17 protein-coding genes, 1 tRNA gene and 1 pseudogene are annotated in these 21,165 nt (G+C 62.7%); 9 read left to right on the top strand and 10 right to left on the bottom strand.

Annotated features, from left to right (window positions below; all coding sequences use genetic code 11):
• Positions 1–138: 138 nt before the first annotated feature.
• Together B4383_RS24120 and B4383_RS24115 are read right to left on the bottom strand one after the other, a co-directional pair.
• Positions 139–786, bottom strand: a complete 648-nt coding sequence (locus tag B4383_RS24120; RefSeq protein WP_078294195.1) for a hypothetical protein — start codon at positions 784–786, stop codon at positions 139–141.
• A 101-nt stretch (positions 787–887) separates the two neighbouring features.
• Positions 888–1,214, bottom strand: coding sequence for a hypothetical protein (locus B4383_RS24115; protein ID WP_139363119.1), 327 nt, complete (start codon positions 1,212–1,214; stop codon positions 888–890).
• A 267-nt stretch (positions 1,215–1,481) separates the two neighbouring features.
• Here B4383_RS24115 and B4383_RS24110 point away from each other — a divergent pair, with 267 nt between their 5' ends.
• Both B4383_RS24110 and B4383_RS24105 read left to right on the top strand, forming a co-directional pair.
• Positions 1,482–2,663: a hypothetical protein gene (locus B4383_RS24110; protein WP_078294200.1), complete on the top strand. Its 1,182-nt coding sequence runs from the start codon at positions 1,482–1,484 to the stop codon at positions 2,661–2,663.
• A gap of 372 nt (positions 2,664–3,035) precedes the next feature.
• The gene (locus B4383_RS24105) at positions 3,036–3,638 is read left to right on the top strand and encodes a sensor domain-containing protein (RefSeq protein WP_139361027.1); all 603 of its coding nucleotides are present in this window, start codon (positions 3,036–3,038) and stop codon (positions 3,636–3,638) included.
• On the opposite strand, the gene B4383_RS24100 is transcribed toward B4383_RS24105, so the two are convergent.
• The 5 genes from B4383_RS24100 to B4383_RS24080 form a co-directional block, all read right to left on the bottom strand.
• Complete coding sequence (locus tag B4383_RS24100; protein ID WP_078294204.1) at positions 3,639–4,871, bottom strand: NlpC/P60 family protein; 1,233 nt, start codon at positions 4,869–4,871, stop codon at positions 3,639–3,641. It lies immediately after the preceding gene.
• Between the two features lie 2 nt (positions 4,872–4,873).
• Entirely contained in the window at positions 4,874–5,200 is a 327-nt protein-coding gene (locus B4383_RS24095) for a hypothetical protein (RefSeq protein WP_286144145.1), read from the bottom strand.
• A gap of 46 nt (positions 5,201–5,246) precedes the next feature.
• Complete coding sequence (locus B4383_RS24090; protein ID WP_078294208.1) at positions 5,247–5,819, bottom strand: DUF3558 domain-containing protein; 573 nt, start codon at positions 5,817–5,819, stop codon at positions 5,247–5,249.
• Complete coding sequence (locus tag B4383_RS24085; RefSeq protein ID WP_078294211.1) at positions 5,809–6,174, bottom strand: hypothetical protein; 366 nt, start codon at positions 6,172–6,174, stop codon at positions 5,809–5,811. The genes B4383_RS24090 and B4383_RS24085 overlap by 11 nt, the downstream gene beginning before the upstream one ends.
• A gap of 196 nt (positions 6,175–6,370) precedes the next feature.
• Positions 6,371–6,444, bottom strand: a tRNA-Arg gene (locus B4383_RS24080).
• Between the two features lie 73 nt (positions 6,445–6,517).
• Here B4383_RS24080 and B4383_RS24075 point away from each other — a divergent pair.
• Positions 6,518–8,524 carry a cytochrome c oxidase assembly protein gene (locus B4383_RS24075; RefSeq protein WP_078294214.1) on the top strand — a complete coding sequence of 669 codons (2,007 nt, stop codon included), beginning with the start codon at positions 6,518–6,520 and terminating at the stop codon, positions 8,522–8,524.
• Between the two features lie 32 nt (positions 8,525–8,556).
• On the opposite strand, the gene atzF is transcribed toward B4383_RS24075, so the two are convergent.
• A complete protein-coding gene (gene atzF / locus B4383_RS24070) occupies positions 8,557–10,167 on the bottom strand; it encodes an allophanate hydrolase (protein WP_078294236.1) in 1,611 nt (536 codons plus the stop codon).
• Positions 10,168–10,353: 186 nt separating this feature from the next.
• On the opposite strand from atzF, the gene B4383_RS24065 reads away from it, so the two are divergent.
• From B4383_RS24065 to B4383_RS24045, 5 genes are all read left to right on the top strand, one after another.
• Positions 10,354–10,836 (top strand): single-stranded DNA-binding protein, encoded by a 483-nt coding sequence (locus tag B4383_RS24065; protein WP_078294216.1) that lies wholly within the window; start codon positions 10,354–10,356, stop codon positions 10,834–10,836.
• Between the two features lie 117 nt (positions 10,837–10,953).
• The gene (ettA, locus tag B4383_RS24060) at positions 10,954–12,627 is read left to right on the top strand and encodes an energy-dependent translational throttle protein EttA (RefSeq protein WP_078294218.1); all 1,674 of its coding nucleotides are present in this window, start codon (positions 10,954–10,956) and stop codon (positions 12,625–12,627) included.
• A 227-nt stretch (positions 12,628–12,854) separates the two neighbouring features.
• Positions 12,855–17,528: an NAD-glutamate dehydrogenase gene (locus B4383_RS24055; protein WP_078294238.1), complete on the top strand. Its 4,674-nt coding sequence runs from the start codon at positions 12,855–12,857 to the stop codon at positions 17,526–17,528.
• A 7-nt stretch (positions 17,529–17,535) separates the two neighbouring features.
• On the top strand, positions 17,536–17,964 hold the full coding sequence (locus B4383_RS24050; RefSeq protein ID WP_078294221.1) for a thioesterase family protein: 429 nt from the start codon (positions 17,536–17,538) through the stop codon (positions 17,962–17,964).
• Entirely contained in the window at positions 17,961–18,608 is a 648-nt protein-coding gene (locus tag B4383_RS24045; protein ID WP_078294223.1) for a hypothetical protein, read from the top strand. Before B4383_RS24050 ends, B4383_RS24045 begins: the two co-directional genes overlap by 4 nt.
• On the opposite strand, the gene B4383_RS24040 is transcribed toward B4383_RS24045, so the two are convergent.
• Entirely contained in the window at positions 18,605–20,194 is a 1,590-nt protein-coding gene (locus B4383_RS24040; protein ID WP_078294226.1) for an alpha-amylase family glycosyl hydrolase, read from the bottom strand. The two genes, B4383_RS24045 and B4383_RS24040, sit on opposite strands and share 4 nt — an antisense overlap.
• 51 nt (positions 20,195–20,245) lie before the next feature.
• Complete coding sequence (locus B4383_RS24035; RefSeq protein WP_078294228.1) at positions 20,246–20,653, bottom strand: globin; 408 nt, start codon at positions 20,651–20,653, stop codon at positions 20,246–20,248.
• A gap of 120 nt (positions 20,654–20,773) precedes the next feature.
• Here B4383_RS24035 and B4383_RS24025 point away from each other — a divergent pair.
• Positions 20,774–21,165: pseudogene (locus tag B4383_RS24025) on the top strand (HNH endonuclease); the annotation flags it as partial.

Below are 21,165 nucleotides of genomic sequence, written 5' to 3'. Positions count from 1 at the left end.
TGCCGCAACATGTTCAGTCGCCACGGCGCCCCAACAACCGAAAAGAGCGTTGGAGCATCCAACGGATCGGAAAGAGGGCGTAGATTTTTCTACGGGCCCGATAGACCCTGGGGCGCTAATGGATAGCGCAGTGTCGATTCAGCCCAGAAGGAAGTCGTCGCCCTCCTCTACGACGGGCTGGGGAGTGTCATACCAGGGCAAGGCGCCGCGCCCTAGGTAGTCCTGGGCGAGGAAGTCGGGGTTGTTCATCCGCTCTCGGCAGGTGGGGCACACGTAGATGATCACCGCGTTCTCGCTGCGCGGGATCAAGTACGGCAGCACGGGCTTTTCGGGGCTGGGGGATACGGTGGGTGTGAAGTAGTTGCAGTCGGGATGATTGTGCGCGCTGCACAGCTGATCGGGGGCATATGTTTCGGCGACCTGCTGCCACTGGCCGGGTTCTGTTAGCGGTACCCACACCGCTTCCCCGGTACGGCGTGAGACCACCAGTACGCGAACTACTGCCTGCTGGCCTTCGGGGCACCAGCGGGTATCCACATAGGGTGCGTCCGGCTCCCAGTTCGGATCAATATCGCGGGGCCGCAGCACACTACACACGATTTCACTTGCTGTCGCCTGCGCCAATGGGTTCCCGTCGAGCTCACCGCCAAGCTGGTTATCGGCAAGAACCTGATCCATCTGGGCAGCCATGACGTTGATAGCCTCCTGATCCTCGGGCATCACCACCGGCAACCCAGCAGCGGCGTACATCTGATTGATGCCCTGCCAGTACTCGCGGTCATACATTTGCTACTCCTCGAAATTGTGTGCTGGGTCGTCAAAAGCGTTGTCATCCCGGTCCTCTGCGACTGTGTGCGTTGGATCGGAGTTGTCGTCCTGTGGGTGGTTCATGAGCCACGCCGCGATAGGCCTCGTTGGGCATACACCCACTGCATTAGGTCGCGTTCTGAGAAGTGGATGCTGATGCCGAACTTAAAGCGTGGCAGCGTCTTCTTGTAGTAGACAGCCTCCCGCAGGGCGTTGTTGCCCACTTCGCACCCTTGGGCGCCTAGGAACTCCAGAGCGCCATCGATGCCCTTGATGGTTGGTTTGTCGCTGTAGATGCCCAAGTCAGGTGGAGCGTTAAGTGAACGTACTGACATTTCTTGAACTTTCTCTACTGAATAGCCGAACATGGCTGTGCTGAACAACTTTCGTGGCGTACTTGCCCGCATAACTCGATGATAGCCGACCCGCGCGGGCATGCGTCCTTAAAATTCAGGGCTGCAACGTATTTGGATACTCTCGGTCGCGGGGCGGGTATGATTGCGGGTACGGGCATCGGGTATACCGCGTAAGTTCCTGAGGCATCTGGTCGGCCCATGGTGGGCTAGCGCAGCCAGCAAGGCCGCCGTCGCGAAAGCGGAAGGTGGATAAATCCTTTCAGTCCCTTTCCGCTTTCGGGCAGACGGTCCTATCGGCGACGTACCCGGAGGCCCGACATGACCATCTACACAACCCCGCGACCCATCTCCCTTGCCCTAGAAACGTTTCGGCATTCACCTATGCCTTTCGGTGGCTCAGGCGGCTATTCGACCTCCGGAGAGGCCTTGATCAATGTGACTGCAGACGGGGTAGACCTCAATGTCATCTGGCAGGAGGCGGCAGCCGTCGCAGCGAAATGGAACGCCGAGCGATCCGCTCTCACTAGCCTTCTGACGTTCAGCACCACCAACACCGCTGACGCAATCCCGCAGAGCCGAAGCCAGGACAGCTTCGAGCAGGCCTCCGAGTTCGGCCAGCCCGAATCCATGAGACCACCAGCTGATTACGCTCTGATGGGCTACACCTTCACCGATTACGACAAGGCATCACGTTGGACACGCTTCTTCGTCCGCGACAGCACCGCCGAGCAAGTCCGCGCGATCCTCAACTACGCCCTAGAAGCCGATAATCGACTCACCACTGGCACCATCTTGCAGCGTCTGCTCGATCCGACTCAGGGTGAAAACGAATGGTCACACCCGGTCTACGGCATGTTCAACGGCGACGACAGCATGATTCCTTCTGCGTACTTGGGCAAGGAATTCTCCTCGGGGCACAATCACTACCTGGTATCCGGTAGCGACACCATCGACTCCGGCGACCTGGAAACCGCGATCCGCAACGTGACCGAGCACGGCTATGGCACAGAACCTAATTCACGGCTTCTCGCCTTGATGAACCCGACCCAAGCAGAGAGCGTTGCTAGCTTCAAAGCCGGTGTTGAGAATGCCACGGGAATCTTCGCCAAGCATGACTACATTCCGAGCGCCGGAGCACCTGCCTACCTACAGCCGGAGAACATCGTCGGCCAAGTGGCGCCCGAGTCCTACAACGGCCTGAAAGTCAACGGCTCCTACGGACCCGTCTGGATAGTCGAAAGTCAGTTCATCCCTGAGGATTACTTCACGGTGGTCGCCACCTATGGGCCGAACAGCCCCGACAATGCCATCGGCTTCCGCGAGCATGTGCAGGCCCAATACCGGGGCTTTCGTACCATTCCCGGCACCACAGTCGACTATCCGCTTATCGATTCGTTCTTCACACGGGCGTTCGGTGTTGGTGCACGTCGACGCGGCCAGGCCTGCATCACGCAGCTCAAGGGATCTGGCGAGTACGACATCCCCAACATCCCCAAGTAGAGGATAGGAGCTCAACGTGACTGACATTCACCGTCCGCTGGACATGGACGAACTAGAAACACAGGCAAGCGAATTCAGCTGGGGGCCAGGAATCACGCCACCAGGGCTAGACGACGCCTCACCGCGAGAGGGTGGCCGCTATCACGGAAAAACCCCGCCCGGAGAAGACCGTATCGGCGTATCCCGATAGACCACACCAGCCGCAGCGCTCGGTAACCGGCCCTACCGACGCGCTGTACCACTCAGCCGTCAGGTACTGCCATCCGCCTGGCGGCTAAGTGCTGCTTGGAAGAAGGCAGAAGCCGGGGGCATGCGGGGATCATTCGGACCGCAAACTCCGAACATATCGCGCAGGCACCGTATGGTTATGGGGTGAATAGACGTCTGCTGGCGCTACTGGCATGCACAGCGCTTCTTGCTGGGTGCGGGCAGAGCGCTACGACAACTGCGACATCGAGTGCTGACCCTTCCTCGCCAGTAGCTATTGATTCGCTGCCGTTGACGCTTGCGGAAGTGCAGGAAAAGACGAAGCTCCCCGTACGGGAGCAGCGGTCTTCGTCGCGCAAGATGCCTGCGCCCAACGAGGTTTGGAGCAGTCCGGCGCTGACACAATTTGTTAGAGTTAGCGCAGACACTCCTCACACAGACCCGGATGGCAAGCGAATCAATGAGGACGTCGAAGGGTTCTACCTCGTCACTCAGACCGTTGCGTTCTATCGTGACAACAATTCGGCGCAGGAAGTATTCGACAAGGTTGCCAAGGGTATGCGTGACCAGGCTGGCGCGACTGTCGCCTCCGCTGACAGTGAGTCGGTTGTCGTTAACTCAGAGCAGCAAGCAGTAGGCAAGGAAGTGACAGTCCTTCGGAAAGCGCGCAATACCCTGGCTCAGGTGTACTTAGTGCCTTCCACTTCCAATGTCGGTGCAATCGATGTTGGAAACGCCATAGTTTCAAAGATAAACCAGGCTGATTAGCTAAGGGAGCCTGCGTACACGGACGAGTTCGCCCGCACCGGCCTGATCGGTTGGTTTCATGAATAGGCGCACCGGCTCTCCCGATTGCGGTGCTTCCACTACTACCCCTGGCGCTACATAGATCGCCACATGGTGCGCCTCGCCTGATCCGTAGTACACCATATCGCCGGGCTGCGGGGTTCCCTGGACAGGAATGAGCGATTGGTTGGTGAGCTGATTTCCCGTATAGGTTCCGATGCTCTGACCGCCATTAACCTGTGCGGCGGAGTATTCAGTTAAGCCGCTGCAGTCGAAGCCAATACGGTTCGGGTCGTCATAAGTGAATGCCCGGCTTGAGTTATTCAGGATTGGTTTCCCAGTATTTTGATCGTACTCGTAATCACCCTTACCTGGCCCTTTGGCGTTGCCGCCGTTCCATGCGTAAGAGGTTCCGAGCTGACTGGCCGCAAAACCGAGATTCTTTAACCCCTTGTCCTGAACGGCATCTGGGTTGGGTAGGACGCCCCGCGTGCTGTCCTTCGGATAGTTGGCCAGATACTCCTTCCATGCCGCGTCTCGTTCAGCGCCAGCCGGGAGCGTCTTGCCTGGTGGGTTATCTGCGAGTTGCGGGTTCTGGTTGGACTCTTTCCATTTCGCAGGATCGATACTTGGGTCCCACTTGACGCCGGGGTCGTTGATGTCAGTCACGCCCGGTCGTTCCTGGCTTCCTACATCGCGCATAGGGCTTGTCTGTGGTGCCGCTGGTGAACCTGCGACGGCAGCGCGAAGTGCTGCGGCGATTTCCTGCTCGACGGTGGTGGCGCGTTGTTCCAATGCAGTGACTTGCTTTTGCAGGCGCGCGATTTGGTCGTCTTGGAGGTGCTTCTCGGTGTCCTTGACTTGTCGGGCGGCTACGACCTTGCCGTCGTCGGTGATCTGGGCGCCGAACGAATTGGCGTCTTGCTCTAGAAATCCCAGCTTGTTCTTAACGTCCCGTACGTCATCGATGGCTGGTTTGACTGCGGCAGCGACCTTTTCGGCCTGATCGGTGTGATCGCCGAGATCAACGCGGACCTTGCCCATGCTTTCGCGCCAGGCGTCGGCGGTTGCGCCACCCCAAGTATTTAGGTCGTTGGCGACTTGCTCGATACCTTCGCCAAGGTGGGTAAGGCTTTTGGCGCGTGCGGTCGCGGTGTCAAATACCTGCTGCAAAGTGTCTGGATTCCAGTGCCTGATGTCACCGATCTTCGCCACGGTCAGATCTTGTTTTCGGTGTTACCGAGACGGCCCGCACTGTTCTCATCGGTCGCCGTAATTTTGGAGGTGGCCTCAAAAATCCAGGTGGCGTGCTCGCCCGCCTGTTTGTGTGTCACCTCGTGCTGTTCGACCCACCCGCTGCGTAGTTCTTCCAGTGCCGAACCGATGGCCCCCGACCAAGCACTGGCGGCATTCGACAAATCGGCGTCATGTCCCGCGTGATCTTGCCGATGGGCCTCCACATGATCCAACAGTTTGTTCGCTTGCCGGTGCAACAACTCCGGATCGAAGCTCAACGGATCAGGCATCAGTTCCCCCTCAGTCATCGAAACCCTGCTAGCGGGAACTATACGCGGTAGCCAGATTCTGGTGCTAGGAAGGGAAATGTGGAAGGAAGGCGTCGAGGTGGGTTCTGGCGGCGGTGAGGCAATCGGGGAACTCGCCGAACTTGCCTGTCGCGCTGTCGACCATGACGCCGTACACGCCGGTGCTCGCCTGTAGGTCAATCGCGCAGGTATTGGTGTCGCCTTGGAATAGGTAGTAGCTCAATGCCTTGCGGCCGTTGATTTCGAGATCCTTGAAATCCCAGTGCGCGGGGTCTTTCCTGTCCATGTCGAGCGTGTAGTTCGATGCGGTGACGGTAACGCCGTATCTGGCTTGTGCGAGGTATCCGCATGTGTTGTTTTCGGTCTCGCCATCGGTTCGGCGATCCGGCTCTGGGGGACGTCGGTCGAGTTTCTCTTGCGCGACTACGTTCGCGGGAATTTCTTTGCAGGGTTCGTAGGTGATCTTCGGTCTACCGGCAGCATTCGCAGTGACCGCGGAAGTGGTTGTGGCGGTAGCCGCTGTGCTGTCCTTGGGTTGAATACCGGTATGACTGCACGATGCGAGCAGGGCAGCCGTCAGGACCGCGACAGCTGGCTGCGTGTATCGGCTAATGCCCATCGCCCGGTTTGAAGCTGTTCGCGTTGTGCTCGTCTGTCTGGCGGTATGCGCTACGGGCTGCCAGGAACAGGGTTTTGAAGTTCTCGGCTTGTTCGATGTGCGATGCGAAGGTACTTGCGGCGCTGTTGGTGGGACCTGAGGCTTTGTCGCGGAAGACCTCTGCGAGCCGCTGGCCGGATGGCAATGATTCAGCGCCCAGCTTGTGCCACGCCAGTTCGTTCGCCTTACGGTGCAGCTCGTGCAAGTCGTCTATGTAGGCATCGCATGCGGTGACGAGCTTGTTAAATGCCTCGTCGTCCATGTGTAGGACCAGCTGACCGGCGTTCGCGTTCTTGATTAGATCTTCGATCCCCATTGCCCCTCCAAGCATCAAACCCAGTTGGCCGAACTATACGTGGCAGCCAATATTCGGCGCTCGTTGTTCTCGCAGGTTGCTGGCGCGTGGCCGATACCCGGTTTGGGTGACAGATGGGTGACAAGAGCGGCGTTTTCGGCTTTCCGATGGCCGTATGAGCCACCTCGAAAACGCCTCTACCTGCATAAACAACCAGCGCCCCCGGCAGGAATCGAACCTGCGACCTAGGGATTAGAAGGCCCTTGCTCTATCCGACTGAGCTACGGAGGCATGTGGCGCTAGCCGGATGGGAGTCTATCGAACCGGTGGCGGTGTGGATCGCATCTCGCCATACCCTTGACTGGTGACGACGACCCCCACCGCCAGGAAGACCGATTCGCCGATCTGGACGATCGTCGTCGGCCTCGCGGTACTGGCGGGCCTGGTCGCGGCCACCATCGGCGCGCTGTCGCTGACGGAGGCCCTGCTCGCGACGGGTCTGCCCAACCCCGGCCCTGTCACCTCCTATGGTCTGCCGTTCGTGCGCGCGGCCGCCGAAATTGCCGCCGTCGTCGCCGTCGGCGCCTTCCTGCTCACTGCCTTCTTTGTCCCACCGCAGTCCAGCGGCGTGCTCGATGTGGACGGCTATCGCTCGCTGCGCCTCGGCACGGCGGCATCGGCCGCACTCGCAGTGCTCTCGGCGGTGATGGTGCCACTGTCGATATCCGACGTCGCCGGTCAGCCGATGAGTGATTTCGGCGCTGGAGAGCTGTGGACACTCGCAGGTGAGATCGAAACCGTGAATGCCTGGCGCTGGATGGCCTTTATCGCCGCCGCTGTCGCGATCGCCAGCCGCGTCGTGCTGCGCTGGTCGTGGACACCGCTGCTGGTGCTCGGATCGGTGGGCACATTGATGCCGCTGGCGGTGGTGGGGCATTCGGCAACCGGTGGCGCGCACGACCTGGGCACCAACAGCCTGATCATCCATCTGGTGTCCGCGGCGCTGTGGGCCGGCGGGCTGGTCGCGCTGTTGATCCACGCGTTGCGCGGGGGCGGCTATCTGGACGTGGCCGCACGCCGGTTCTCGACGCTGGCGCTGTGGTGCTACGTTGCGATCGGGCTCAGTGGAATCATCAACGCGCTTATCCGGGTGCAGCTTTCGGACCTGTTCACCACCCGCTACGGCTGGCTACTGGTGGGCAAGGCCACCGCGCTCCTGGTTCTCGGCGTCCTGGGGTATCTGCAACGCCGCTCGGCGATAACGACATTGACCGTGGAACCGCAGAACCGTCGTCCGCTGATCCGGCTCGCAGGCATCGAAGCAGTCATCTTCGCGGTGACCTTCGGCATCGCCGTCGGCCTCGGTCGCACCCCGCCACCGCCACCGGTCAATCTCAATCCTTCACCGGTCGAGGTCGCTATCGGGTACACGCTCGACGGTCCGCCGACCCCGCAGCGACTGATGTTCGACTGGCGTTTCGATCTCATCTTCGGCACGGCCGCCCTCGTTTTCGCGATCACCTACCTGGTGGGTGTCCGTCGACTCAAGGCCCGCGGCGACGCCTGGCCGGTGGGGCGCACCATCGCCTGGCTGTCCGGCTGCGCCTTCCTGCTCATCGCCACATCCTCCGGCGTCGGCCGGTACATGCCCGCCATGTTCAGCATGCACATGGTGGCGCACATGACACTCTCGATGTTGGTACCTGTGCTGCTGGTCCTCGGTGGTCCCATCACGCTGCTGCTGCGCGTGCTACCCGCCGCGGGCAAAGAGGATCCGCCAGGACTGCGTGAATGGGTGCAGATGCTGTTGCACAGCAGCTTCTCTCGCTTCCTGACCCATCCGCTGGTGGCCACATCGCTGTTCATCGGCGGGTTCTACGGCTTGTATCTGAGTGGGCTCTACGACGCTGCCGTCGACGTGCATGCCGCGCACCTCGCGATGAATCTGCACTTCCTGCTCAGCGGATATCTGTTCTATTGGGTGGTCATCGGTATCGACCCGTCGCCGCGGCGCCTGCCGCCGGTCGCCAAGCTGGGCATCGTGCTGGTGTCGCTGCCCCTGCACGCCTTCTTCGGCGTCATCTTGATGGGCACGAAATCGATTCTGGGCGAAAAGTTCTATAGCAATCTGGCCCTGCCATGGCGGATCGACCTGGCCGCCGACCAACACATGGGCGGCGCGATCACCTGGGCGACGGGGGAGCTGCCGCTGCTGGTGGTCATGATCGCCCTGGTCATCCAGTGGTCGCGTTCCGATGAGCGACTGGCCCGCCGACAGGACCGCGCCGCCGACCGTGACGACGACGCCGACCTGGCCGCGTACAACGCCATGCTCGCCAAAATGGCTCAGCTGGACGAGAACTCGCGCTAGTTCGTGGATGAGCCGCCTGCGCGAAGACCGTTTTAAATTGCGCCCGCGGCGATGGCGGCGGGCCAGCTGCCGTGCTCGCTGATGTCGATACCGGCCTGCGCCGCGGCGCCGTCACAGCCGAACCCGGTGCGCCACACACCGTCATCGCATTCGACCTTACCCAGCAGCATCGGCTCGGGCAGCTGCGCGAGGAAGGTGCCCAGTGCGGCGGGTGACAGTCGCCAGATTTCGCCGCCGATACTCACCCCATCCTCTTCCGAACGAGTGAGCCCGGGTTTGGGAGGTGTGGTGCGCAGCGCCGCCATCCGATACTTTGGCGTGGTGCGCACCGGGCCGACCCAGCGCGCGCCCAGATCGGTGAGCTGAAATTCCAGCGGGCCGCCCCTGAGATGCGCGCCGAACACCGCGAGCTCATGAGACAAGGTGATCGCTGCTGGCCAAACATCTTGTTCTGCAGCATCTCCGGTGACCAATGCGGCGATGTCGAAGGCCACCGCGTCATCGAAGGCGCGCGCCAGCACGGTCACCCCGAACTGGGCCTCACCGGCGGTTCCCGCGGGCACCGCTACCGCGCACAGATCGAACAGGTTGCAGAAGTTGGTGTAGGTCCCCATCGTCGCGTTGACGCCAATCGGGTCGGCCTGCACCTGTTCAATCGTTGGGTGCAACGGCGCAGTGGGCACCAACAGTGCGTCCGCACCCGCCAGGGCGGCCATGGCCTCCTCGCGCAGGCGCTGCACCTCGGCGCGATCGCGCACCAGTCGATGTGCCGGGATATCGCGTGCACCCGAAACAATCTGCGCGACAGTGGGATCAAGCGCTGCCTGGGGGTTGGCGTCGATGAACTCACCGACGGCGGCATAGCGTTCACTGACCAGCGCGCCCTCGTACAGCAGTTTCGCGGCGGCAAGGAACGGCGCCAGATCGATCTCGACGATCGTCGCTCCCGTTGCGCGAAGATGCTCTACGGCCGAGTCAAAAGCACTGCGCCACACCTCATCGAGTGCGGGCAGCTCACGCGGTACGGCGATGGTGGGCTGCGGGGGCGCTGCCAGCCGGGTGTTGGCGGGCCACGGGCGGGGTCCAGCGGCGGCACCCATGGCGGCCATCGCCAGATTGGCGGTGGCCAGTGTGCGGGCGAAAATGGTCACACAGTCATAGGATTCGCAGGCGGGGACCACACCCTGGGTGGAGACAACGCCGACTGTCGGTTTGATCCCGACGATGCCCTGCAGCCCGGCGGGCACCCGCCCGGATCCTGCGGTGTCGGTGCCGATCGCGATATCGGCCTCGCCGGTTGCGACGGCCACCGCGGATCCCGAACTGGAACCGCCGCTGATGTATTCGGGGCGGCGCGAGTCCGATACCGCGCCGTATGGGGAGCGCGTGCCCACGAGTCCGGTCGCGAATTGATCGAGGTTGGTCTTGCCCACCACGGCGGCGCCTGCCGCGCGCAAGGCCGCGACCGCCGGTGCATCGTGCTCGGGAATGTATGCGAACTCCGGGCAGGCGGCGGTGGTGGGCACGCCACCCACGTCCACGTTGTCCTTGACCGCGAGTCGAACACCGGCCAACGGCCCTGATGAGCCCTGCAATTCGGCAGAGATTTCGTCCTCGGGGCGGTGCATGATCCAAACCGTCATGTCAAGCAAGGTACGGGTGGTGAGACCCATCGGCCAGTTGTCCCCAATCCGGCACCCATCCACAGCCGCCGCCCGAACGCGCCCACATGTCGTCGCGGTGTCGGTGTGTGCCGGGTTACTGGAGCTGCCAAGGGCGCCGGATCGGCGGTGCTGAGAACAGATATAGAGATAGGAAAGGCACGGACCATGTTTGAAACTCCAGTGACTGTGATCGGATCCATCGTCGGGGACCTCAAGCGCCGCCAAGTCGGCTCCGACGAGATGATCAAGTTCCGCGTCGCCAGTAATGCACGCCGCAGGCGTGACGACGGTAGTTGGGTGAATTCGAACTCCCTTTTCATCAACGTCACCTGCTGGGGCCGGCTGGTCACCGGGGTGGGTGCCGCGTTGGGGAAGGGTGCGCCGGTGATCGTGCACGGTCATCTGCACACCAGTGAGTTCGAGGACAAGGACGGCAACCGCCGTCAGGTCACGGAGATGAAGGCAATCGCCGTTGGGCCAGATCTGTCGCGGACCATCGCCCGGATAGAGAAGGCCGGGTACACCGGCAAGCAGGAGGATGCCGAAGCAGCGGAGCAACCCGATCCGGGTGCCGAGGAGCCCACGACGGACCTGCCGGAAACGGGCGAGAGCAGCGAGGAGTCGGGAAACCTGCGCTTGAGTGCGTGATCCCGAGCTGACACCGGCGACCGCGCGGTCGCCTCTCACCTAGGATGGTTCGGGCAGCTCATAAGAATGGTCGTGAGCTGCGGCTAAAGAACTTAGAGGAGAGGCGACAGCGCGGCAATGGCTGAGTACATCTACACGATGATGAAAGTCCGCAAGGCGCATGGCGACAAGGTCATCCTCGATGATGTCACCCTGAATTTCCTGCCCGGCGCCAAGATTGGTGTGGTCGGTCCGAACGGCGCCGGTAAATCCAGCGTCCTGAAGATCATGGCCGGACTCGATAAGCCGAACAACGGCGAGGCGTTCCTGGCGAATGGGGCCAGCGTCGGCATCCTGATGCAGGAGCCGCAGCTGGACGAGACCAAGACAGTGCGCGAGAACGTCGAGGCAGGCGTGGCTCTCAAGGGCAAGCTCAATCGGTACAACGAGGTTGCCGAGTTGATGGCTACCGACTACTCCGACGAGCTCATGGAAGAGATGGGCAAGCTCCAGGAAGAGCTGGACGCCGCCGATGCCTGGGATATCGACTCGCAGCTTGAGCAGGCCATGGATGCGCTGCGTTGTCCGCCCCCGGACGAGCCGGTGACGCATCTGTCCGGTGGTGAGCGTCGACGCGTCGCCTTGTGCAAGCTGCTGCTGTCCAAGCCTGATCTGCTGCTGCTCGATGAGCCCACCAACCACCTGGACGCCGAGAGCGTGCTGTGGCTGGAGCAGCACCTGGCCAACTACCCGGGCGCCATCCTGGCCGTGACTCACGACCGGTACTTCCTGGACAACGTGGCCGAGTGGATTCTGGAACTGGACCGCGGCCGCGCCTACCCCTATGAGGGCAACTACTCCACGTACCTGGAGAAGAAGGCCGATCGCATCGCCGTGCAGGGGCGGAAGGACGCCAAGCTGCATAAGCGTTTGCAGGAAGAGCTCGCGTGGGTGCGGTCGGGCGCCAAGGCCCGGCAGGCCAAGAACAAGGCCCGGCTCGGGCGGTACGAGGAGATGGCCGCCGAGGCGGAGAAGACGCGGAAGCTGGACTTCGAGGAGATCCAGATTCCCACCGGCCCGCGGCTGGGCAATGTGGTCGTCGAGGTCAGTCATCTCGACAAGGGCTTCGAGGAACGCGCCCTCATCAAGGATCTGTCGTTCACGCTGCCCCGTAACGGCATCGTCGGCGTCATCGGCCCCAACGGCGTCGGTAAGACCACGCTGTTCAAGACCATCGTCGGGTTGGAAAACCCCGATGGTGGCGAGGTCAAGGTGGGCGAGACCGTCAAACTGAGCTACGTCGACCAGAGCCGCGCCGGCATCGACCCGAAGAAGAACGTCTGGGAGGTCGTTTCCGACGGGCTCGACCACATTGTGGTCGGTCAGAATGAAATGCCTTCGCGGGCTTATGTTTCTGCGTTCGGATTCAAGGGGCCGGATCAGCAGAAGCCCGCGGGCGTCCTTTCCGGTGGTGAGCGCAACCGTCTCAACCTGGCGCTAACCCTCAAACAGGGCGGCAACCTGATCCTGCTCGATGAGCCCACCAACGACCTCGACGTCGAAACCCTGAGCTCACTGGAGAACGCGCTCGAGCAGTTCCCCGGCTGCGCGGTGGTCATCTCGCACGATCGCTGGTTCCTGGACCGCACCTGCACGCACATCCTGGCGTGGGAGGGATCCGACGATAACCCCGCCGCATGGTTCTGGTTTGAAGGCAACTTCCAGGCGTACGAAGACAACAAAGTTGAACGTTTGGGTATCGATGCAGCGAGACCTCACAGAGTTACCCACCGCCGCCTGACTCGCGACTAGGGTGAGATTGCGTGCCGAAACCCGGCATGCAAACTCGGCCAGGAGCGTTCTGCGTGACTGTTAAGACAGGGACCACAACTCCCGAAAACACGCCATCTACCAATGGATCTGGCGTGCCGACCATTGAGGCGCTGGAGGCTGCATTCAGTCACTCCCGATTCCTGGGCGACCAGGAATGGGATGAAGCGCTCGATGCTGACGGCCACGCCACACCGCCGGCGCCGCCCGTGCGTGAGGCACTCATGCGGTCGCTGCTGCGGCTGGCAGCACAACGCCCGCCGCACGCGATTTCGATGGCCGTTTACCGCAATGGAGACGATGCGGGGCTCGGAACCGCCTTGCAGTTGGTCACCGACTACACGCCGTTGCTCACGGACTCCGTCACCGTGCTGCTGCGACGTTTAGGCGTCGCGATCGTGGACCTGATGGACCCGGTCTTCACGGTCGAACGTTCCGCCGATGGCACCCTGCTCTCCGCGGTACCGGTTGAAAACCCACACAGCGATACCGCCATCGGTGCCGAGTGCTGGATCCACCTGCAGCTGCCACCGTCTATCGACGCCGAACGGCTGGCCTTTATCGAGACGCAGCTGCCGCACACGCTCGAAGACGGCAGTCATGTCGCAGCGGACACCGACGCCATGCGTGACGCGGTCATCGAGCTGGCTGCCGATCTAGACGCCTCGGCGGGCACGGCACGGTTTTCGTCTGCCGAACTCGCCGAGGTCGCGAACCTGCTGCGCTGGCTCGTCGAAGGCAACTTCACGGTGCTCGGATATCAGCGGTGCACCGTCGCGGACGGGCGGGCCACCGTCGACGAATCGAGTCGGCTCGGCCTGCTCAAGCGGCGCGAAGAGGTGCTTCCGCAGCTCACCCACAACGACGAGCTGCTGGTCCTGGCTCAAGCCACCGTGCCGACCTATCTGCGTTATGCGATCTATCCGAACATCGTGGTGATCCGGCAGGACGACGGCAGCGGTCCCGCCATCGAGCACCGCCTCGTGGGCGTTTTCACCGTGGCCGCCATGAACGCCGATGTACTGGACATTCCGGTGATCTCCGCTCGGGTGCACCAGGTGCTTGCGCGCTCGGACGCCAACCAGGACTCGCTGGCCGGGCACATGCTCATCGACATCATGCAGAACCTGCCCCGCGCGGAGCTGTTCACGGTGGGCGTGGACCAGCTGCAAAACATCGTCACCGCCGTGAGGAACATTGGTGCGCACCCGGGTTCGCTGCTGTTTCTGCGATCCGACGAGCTCGGCAACTTCGTGACCGCCCTGGTATACCTGCCCCGCGACCGGTACACCACGACCGTTCGACTGGCCATGCAGGACACCCTGGTGCGTGAGCTCGGCGGCACGGGTATCGATTACACCGCGCGTGTCAGCGAATCACCCTGGGCATTGGTCCATTTCACGATTCGTATGCCCGAGGACAATCTGTCCACAAGTGTCGATACTTCCGAGGCCAACCGGATTCGTTTACAGGGACTACTCACTCAGACCAGCCGTACCTGGAGTGACCGTCTGGTGAGCGCGGTACGGCCGGACTCGCCGATCGATCGCGCCTGCGCCGAGCGCTACTCGGTCATCCTGCCCGAGGTCTTCAAGACGAACGTCGCACCCGCGGACGCCATCGATGACATCGCGAGAATCGAAGGTCTCCAAGATAATTCGCTTGATCTTGCCTACGACGCGGCCGAAGAGCCGGCCACCGGTGTGCTCAGTATGTACCTGGGCGGACGCTCGGCATCGCTGAGCGAGGTGCTGCCGGTCCTGCAGAGCATGGGCGTGGACGTGATGGAGGAACGCCCCTATCACTTCACCCGTCCCGACGGGCTTGCCGTCTCGCTGTACGCATTCCGCATCGTGGTGCACCCGGCGATCGCACGTACCTTTGATGCCGAGGGGGTGCAGCACCGCGCGCAGCTCTTCACCGACGCGATCGATGATGTGTGGAATGGCCGCGTCGAGACGGACCGATTCAACGAACTGGTACTGCGGGCCGGGCTCACCGCCGGTCAGATCACCATCCTGCGCGGATATGCCAAATACCTGCGGCAGGCCGGCTTCCCCTACAGCCAGGCACATATTGAGACAGTGCTCGCCGACAATTCCGTTACCGCGCGCGACTTCGTGGAACTCTTCGAGGCGCGCTTCGATCCGGCCTTCACCGACAACATGCTGGCCGACACCAAGGCGGAGCAGGTTCTGGCCGAGATCGACAAGGTCATCAGCCTCGATACCGACCGAGTGCTGCGCGCCTTCTTTTCGCTGATTCAGGCGACCTTGCGCACCAACTACTTTGTGAAGGAAGAGGACTCGGCCCGGGCCAAGGGGGTGCTCGCCTTCAAACTCAATCCGCGTGAGATCGAGGAGCTGCCCGAGCCCCGGCCGCGGTTCGAGATCTTCGTGTACTCCCCACGCGTTGAGGGTGTGCACCTGCGCTTCGGCCCCGTCGCCCGTGGCGGGCTGCGGTGGTCGGATCGCCGCGAGGACTTCCGCACCGAGATCCTGGGGTTGGTCAAGGCGCAGGCCGTGAAGAACGCCGTCATCGTCCCCGTCGGGGCCAAGGGCGGATTCGTGGTCAAGCAGCCGCCGGCGACCACCGGCGATGCCGCCGTCGACCGGGATGCGTTCCGCGCCGAGGGTGTCGAATGCTATCGGCGATTCGTCGGTGGTCTGCTTGACGTCACCGACAACTTGGACAGCGCCACCAACGCCGTCATCCCGCCGCAGGCGGTGCGCCGCCGCGACGGCGATGACACCTATCTGGTGGTGGCAGCAGACAAGGGCACCGCGACGTTCTCCGATATCGCCAACGATGTCGCCAAGTCCTACGGATTCTGGCTGGGTGACGCGTTCGCCTCCGGCGGCTCCGTCGGGTACGACCACAAGGCCATGGGAATCACTGCCCGCGGTGCCTGGGAGAGCGTCAAACGTCACTTCCTGGAAATGGGGATCGACACCCAGACAGAGGATTTCACGGTCGCCGGGGTTGGCGATATGAGCGGGGACGTGTTCGGCAACGGCATGCTGCTCTCGCAGCACATCAAGCTGGTGGCCGCCTTCGACCACCGGGACATCTTCCTGGACCCCAACCCCGAGCCCGCATCGTCCTGGGCAGAACGCAAGCGGATGTTCGCGTTGGAGCGTTCCAGCTGGGCCGACTACAACCCGGCGCTCATCAGCGCCGGGGGCGGCGTGTACAGCAAGGAACAGAAATCGGTGCCGATCAGTCCCGAGGTACGTGAGGCCCTCGGCATCGACAGCGGTGTCACCGAGATGACACCGCCCCAGCTCATCCGGGCCATCCTGCTGGCCCCGGTCGACCTGTTCTTCAACGGCGGTATCGGCACCTACGTCAAGGCTGAGAGCGAATCGCAGGCCGAGGTGGGAGACAAGGCCAACGACTCGGTCCGTGTCAACGGAAACCAGATGCGCGCCAAGGTGATCGGCGAGGGCGGCAACCTGGGCCTGACCTCGCGCGGGCGCATCGAATTCGAGCTCAACGGCGGCCGGGTCAATACCGATGCACTGGACAACTCCGCCGGGGTGGACTGCTCCGACCACGAGGTCAACATCAAGATTCTGGTCGACTCACTGGTCAGCGCCGGCAAGGTCGAGGCCTCCGAGCGCACCGCGCTCTTGGAGTCCATGACCGACGACGTTGCCGCACTTGTACTGGCCGACAACGAGTCCCAGAACAACCTCATGGGAACGAGCCGGGCCAACGCGGCCTCGCTGCTCACCGTGCACGCGCGACAGATCGCCCATCTGGTGGCGGATCGCGGTCTGGATCGTCAGCTGGAGGCATTGCCCTCCGAAAAGGAGATCGAGCGCCGCGCCGCACTCGGGATCGGTTTGACCTCACCGGAGTTGTCGACACTGATGGCGCACGTGAAGCTGGCGCTCAAGGCGGACCTGCTGGCCACTGACGCCCCCGAGCAAGAGGTCACCCAGCGGCGGATGGTGCACTACTTCCCGGACGAGCTGCGTGAGCGCTTCGATGCGGAGATCCGCAAGCATCCGCTACGTAAAGAGATCTACGCGACCATGCTGGTGAACGCGGTGGTCGACTGTGGCGGAATCACCTATGTGTATCGGCTTTTCGAAGACGCCGGGACGGGTTCAGTGGACGGGCTCAAGACCTATGTGGCGGTGGAGGCCATCTTCGGGCTGCGCTCACTGTGGGACCGAATCCGGCATGCTGATGTACCGGTGTCGGTTTCGGACCGGCTGACCCTGGACATGCGCCGTTTGCTGGACCGCGCATCACGGTGGCTGATTAGCTACCGGCCGCAGCCTCTCGCGGTCGGTGCCGAGATCAACCGCTTCGCAGAAGGAATTGCCGAGCTGACCCCGAAGCTCACCACCTGGCTGCGCGGTCACGACCTAGAGATCGTCACCAAGCAGACCGAAGACTTGATGGCGCTGGGTGTTCCGGCCGATCTCGCCGGTGATGTCGCCGGCTGCCTGTACGGCTTCAGTCTGCTGGACGTCATCGACATCGCCGACATCGCCGACCGTGACGGCGCGGAGGTCGCGGATCTGTACTTCACCCTGATGGATGACCTGAGGGTGGACGATCTGCTGACCGCCGTCTCTCAGCTGGAACGCAACGATCGCTGGCATTCCCTGGCCCGGTTGGCGATCCGCGATGACATCTACTCCTCGCTGCGGGCGCTCACGATGGATGTGCTTTCCGTCGGCGAACCGGATGAGACTGGTGAGCAGAAGATCACCGAGTGGGAGTTCACCAATGCTGCCCGTCTGGAGCGGGCTCGTGGCACGCTCGCGGAGATCTTCGCGACGGGCGAACCGGACCTGGCGACGTTGTCGGTGGCAGCGCGCCAGATCAGAGGGATGATCAGGAGCAGCATCACCGGTCCTGCATGATGGTGCGATGAGCGTTAGCGAGAAACCCGGGTATGTCGCGGCGGTTCCGGTCCGTTGGTCCGATATCGACATGTACCAGCATGTGAACCACGCGACGATGGTGACAATCTTGGAAGAGGCGCGAGTGCCCTTCCTGCGAGATGTTTTTGGCGCAGAGATCACCACTACGGGTCTGCTCATCGCAGATGTCCACGTGAAGTACAAGGGGCAGGTGCGGCTGGCGGACTCGCCGCTGCAGGTGACCATGTGGGTCTCGAAGATCCGGGCGGTGGACTTCACGATCAACTATGAGGTGCGCTCGGTGGACGCGGCGCCGGACTCCAAACCCGCGGTGATCGCAGACACCCAATTGGTGACGTTTCACCTGGACAGTCAAACCCTGCTGCGTCTCACCGACACCCACCGTGAGTACCTGCAGCGTTGGTCGCGACAGTGAGTGAAGCCGCATTACGGGTGCCCGACGCCTCCGACCGCAAGGACCTGGCGACCTTTCTCACCCGTGTTTCCCGCCTGGATGAGTCGGCGGTGGTGCGGTTGCGCGCTCGAGAAGATGGTCGGGTAGTTGTCTGGACCGCAACACAATTCGATGTGCTGGCCTGTCGTGCGGTACGCGGTGAACTGAGGACGCCCGATATTTCCGCCACCGTCGATGAAGTACTGCGTGGCTTGCAGGCCCCGGATGCCAACGGCTACGTGCACACGGGGTTCCCCATGGACTCGGCGTGGCGGGGTGCGCTGCCCGCCGATAGCGGCTTCGAGTATCTCGACGATATTCCGGCGCGGACGGTGCTCGAGCTTGCGCAGCGCGGGGGAGAGCTGGCTCGCGAACACGGCAGCGCCCACGGTCCGCCCGTGTCGCTGCTGGACCAGTCCGTCGTCACCGTCGAAGGAACCGACGGCCGGCCAGTTGACGTGCCAATGCGATGCGTATTCGCTTTGACTGCATTGGGATTCGTTCCCACGCACCCGCCCGAGGACGAACCGGTGCGGGTGCGTGCCGTGCCGGCGTGGTTGCGGCTGGATGCCCGGTTCGGATCGGTGTATCGCCGTCGGACCGATCTGTCGCTACAGGTCCGCTAGACGATCCAGGCCGCGGTGTTGCGCGGTAACTTGCCGTTGACGAGGGGTCCGCTGGCGAGAATGACCTCGCCCGCAGGCAGATCCACCAGGTCGCTGCTGACGTTCAGGGCGCAGGTCAGGCCGCCGCCCTTAACGCGGAAGGCCAGCGCGCCCAGCGGGCTGCCGTACCACTCCAAGCTGGTGCCGTTGAATTCCTGTCGGTTCTTGCGTAATTCGATCGCACGCCGGTACAGAGACAGCGTGGAGTCGGCGCGCTCCAACTGGCGTTCGACCGTGAAATCGGCCCAGCCGTGCGGCATCGGTAGCCAGGTCTGATCGTTGGTCGAGAAGCCATAAGGAGGATCGGTGCCCTCCCAGGGGATGGGCACCCGGCAGCCGTCGCGACCCCGCTCGGTGTGGCCGGACCGCTCCCACACCGGATCCTGCAGAGCCTCGTCGGGCAATTCCACATTTGGCAGCCCCAGTTCGGAGCCGTTGTAGATGAACACAGTTCCCGGCAGTGCGAGCATCACCAGGGCCATGGCACGGGCTCGCCACTGGCCGATCGGACCATCGCCGTAGCGCGTCACCTCACGCTCCACGTCGTGATTGGACAACGTCCAAGTAGGCATCGCTCCTACGGAATTCACGGCGGTGAGCGAGTTTTCGATGGCGGCGCGGATCTTGTCCGCGTCGAAGTCGGCCTCTACAAGTTTGAAGTTGAATCCGAGATGCAACTCGTCGGGCCGGACGTATTCGGCGAAGCGAGTGTTGTCGTTCACCCAGATCTCGCCGACGGCAACCACATCGCGGTACTGGTCCAACACCTTGCGGATCTTGCGGTGGTACTCGTGTACGCCCTCGTTGTTGAAACGCGGGTCCTCGTCGTCGATATGCAGCATCGAGGTGTCGGTGTCCTCGAGATCGGGGAGGCCTGGGCGCTTGGCCATGCCATGGGCCACGTCGAGGCGGAATCCGTCGATGCCCCGGTCGAGCCAGAAGCGCAGAGTCTCGGCGAAGTCGTCGACCACTTCGGGGTTGTCCCAGTTGACATCTGGCTGCTCAGGGGCGAACAAATGCAGGTACCACTGGCCGGGCGTGCCGTCGGGCTCGGTCACCCGCGTCCAGGCGGGGCCACCGAATACCGAGGGCCAATTGTTGGGCGGCAGTTGGCCATTGGCGCCCTTGCCGTCACGGAAGATGTAGCGAGACCGGGCATCGCTGCCTGGCGCCGCGGCCAGCGCCTCGATGAACCAGGGGTGCTCGGAGCTGGTGTGGTTGGGGACCAGGTCCATGATGACCTTGATGTCGTGGCGGTGAGCGGAGGCGATGAGCCTGTGCATCGCGGTCAATCCGCCGAACAATGGATCGATATCCCGCGGGTTCGACACGTCATAGCCGTGGTCGGCCATCGGAGATCTGGTAACAGGATTTAGCCAGATTCCTTGGATGCCGAGTAGGTCAAGGTAGCCAAGCTTTGCTGAAATACCGTCCAGATCGCCGATGCCATCTCCGTCGCTGTCGCCGAACGACCGCGGGTAGATCTGATAGAAGACGGCCTGCGACCACCAAGGGTCGTCATGTTGGCCCAAGTCGGCGGCGGTCACGGTTGGTCATTCTGCACCACGGCGGCTCTGGCCCCGAATCGCGATCGACTGTCAGAAGGGCGAGTTGACCATCGACTGCGCCGCCATCTCCAGGTAGCTCCACAGCTGGGCGCGATGGTCGTCGTCAAGGGTGTTCCGATCGATGGATTCGACGGCGGTCCGCATGCAGCGCAACCACGCGTCGCGTTCGATGGGGCCGATCCGAAACGGTGCGTGGCGCATCCGCAGCCGGGGATGTCCGCGCTGGTCCGAGTAGGTGCGAGGGCCGCCCCAATATTGTTCGAGGAACATCCGGAGACGATCCTCGGCGCCGGTGAGGTCTTCCTCCGGGTACAGGGGGCGCAGCACCTCGTCATCGGCGACAAGCTCGTAGAAGCGGGCCACGATCGCGTGGAAAGTGGCGGCGCCACCGACGGCGTCGTAGAAGTTTTCAGGGGTAGGGGCTGCCACGTACGCCATTGTGCCGGTACACGCTTCGGCCGATCAGCCGGGTTGGTTACGCGATGTTCATTGGATTGACCTGCAAACACGGCGCAAATTGTCGTGCGAAGACCGCGGAATCGTGGTGCACTGGTTGCGATGGTGCAACACAAGAAGGGCCGCGGGCACCGGCATAACAGTGCCAGCGCTGGGCCGACCCAGAACGGGTCGGCCCGAATACTGCACAGTGTCCCGGGGACGAGGGTCCCCGGGGCCATCCCCCCACAGCACTCCAACGACGCCGGTTCCCTATGGGGCCGGCGTCGCGTGTTATTGCTGAACTCCACATATGAGCCGCTCACGGCGCTGCCGATGCGTCGCGCCGTGATCATGCTGTTGTGCGGTAAGGCCGACGTGGTGCACGACGACCCGGCCGCTCCCGTCATTCATGCCGCCACGACGTCGGTGGCCGTCCCCTCGGTGATCAGGCTCAGGAGCTTCGTGCGGGTGCCGTACCGGGCACGGGTTCCGATGACGCGCGCCGCACTAAT

It is taken from the genome of Mycobacterium sp. D16R24, from assembly GCF_002013385.1.
Taxonomy (GTDB): Bacteria; Actinomycetota; Actinomycetes; order Mycobacteriales; family Mycobacteriaceae; genus Mycobacterium.
The sequence above is the reverse complement of the archived record's forward strand: the minus strand, read 5'-3'. Positions and strand labels throughout refer to the sequence as shown.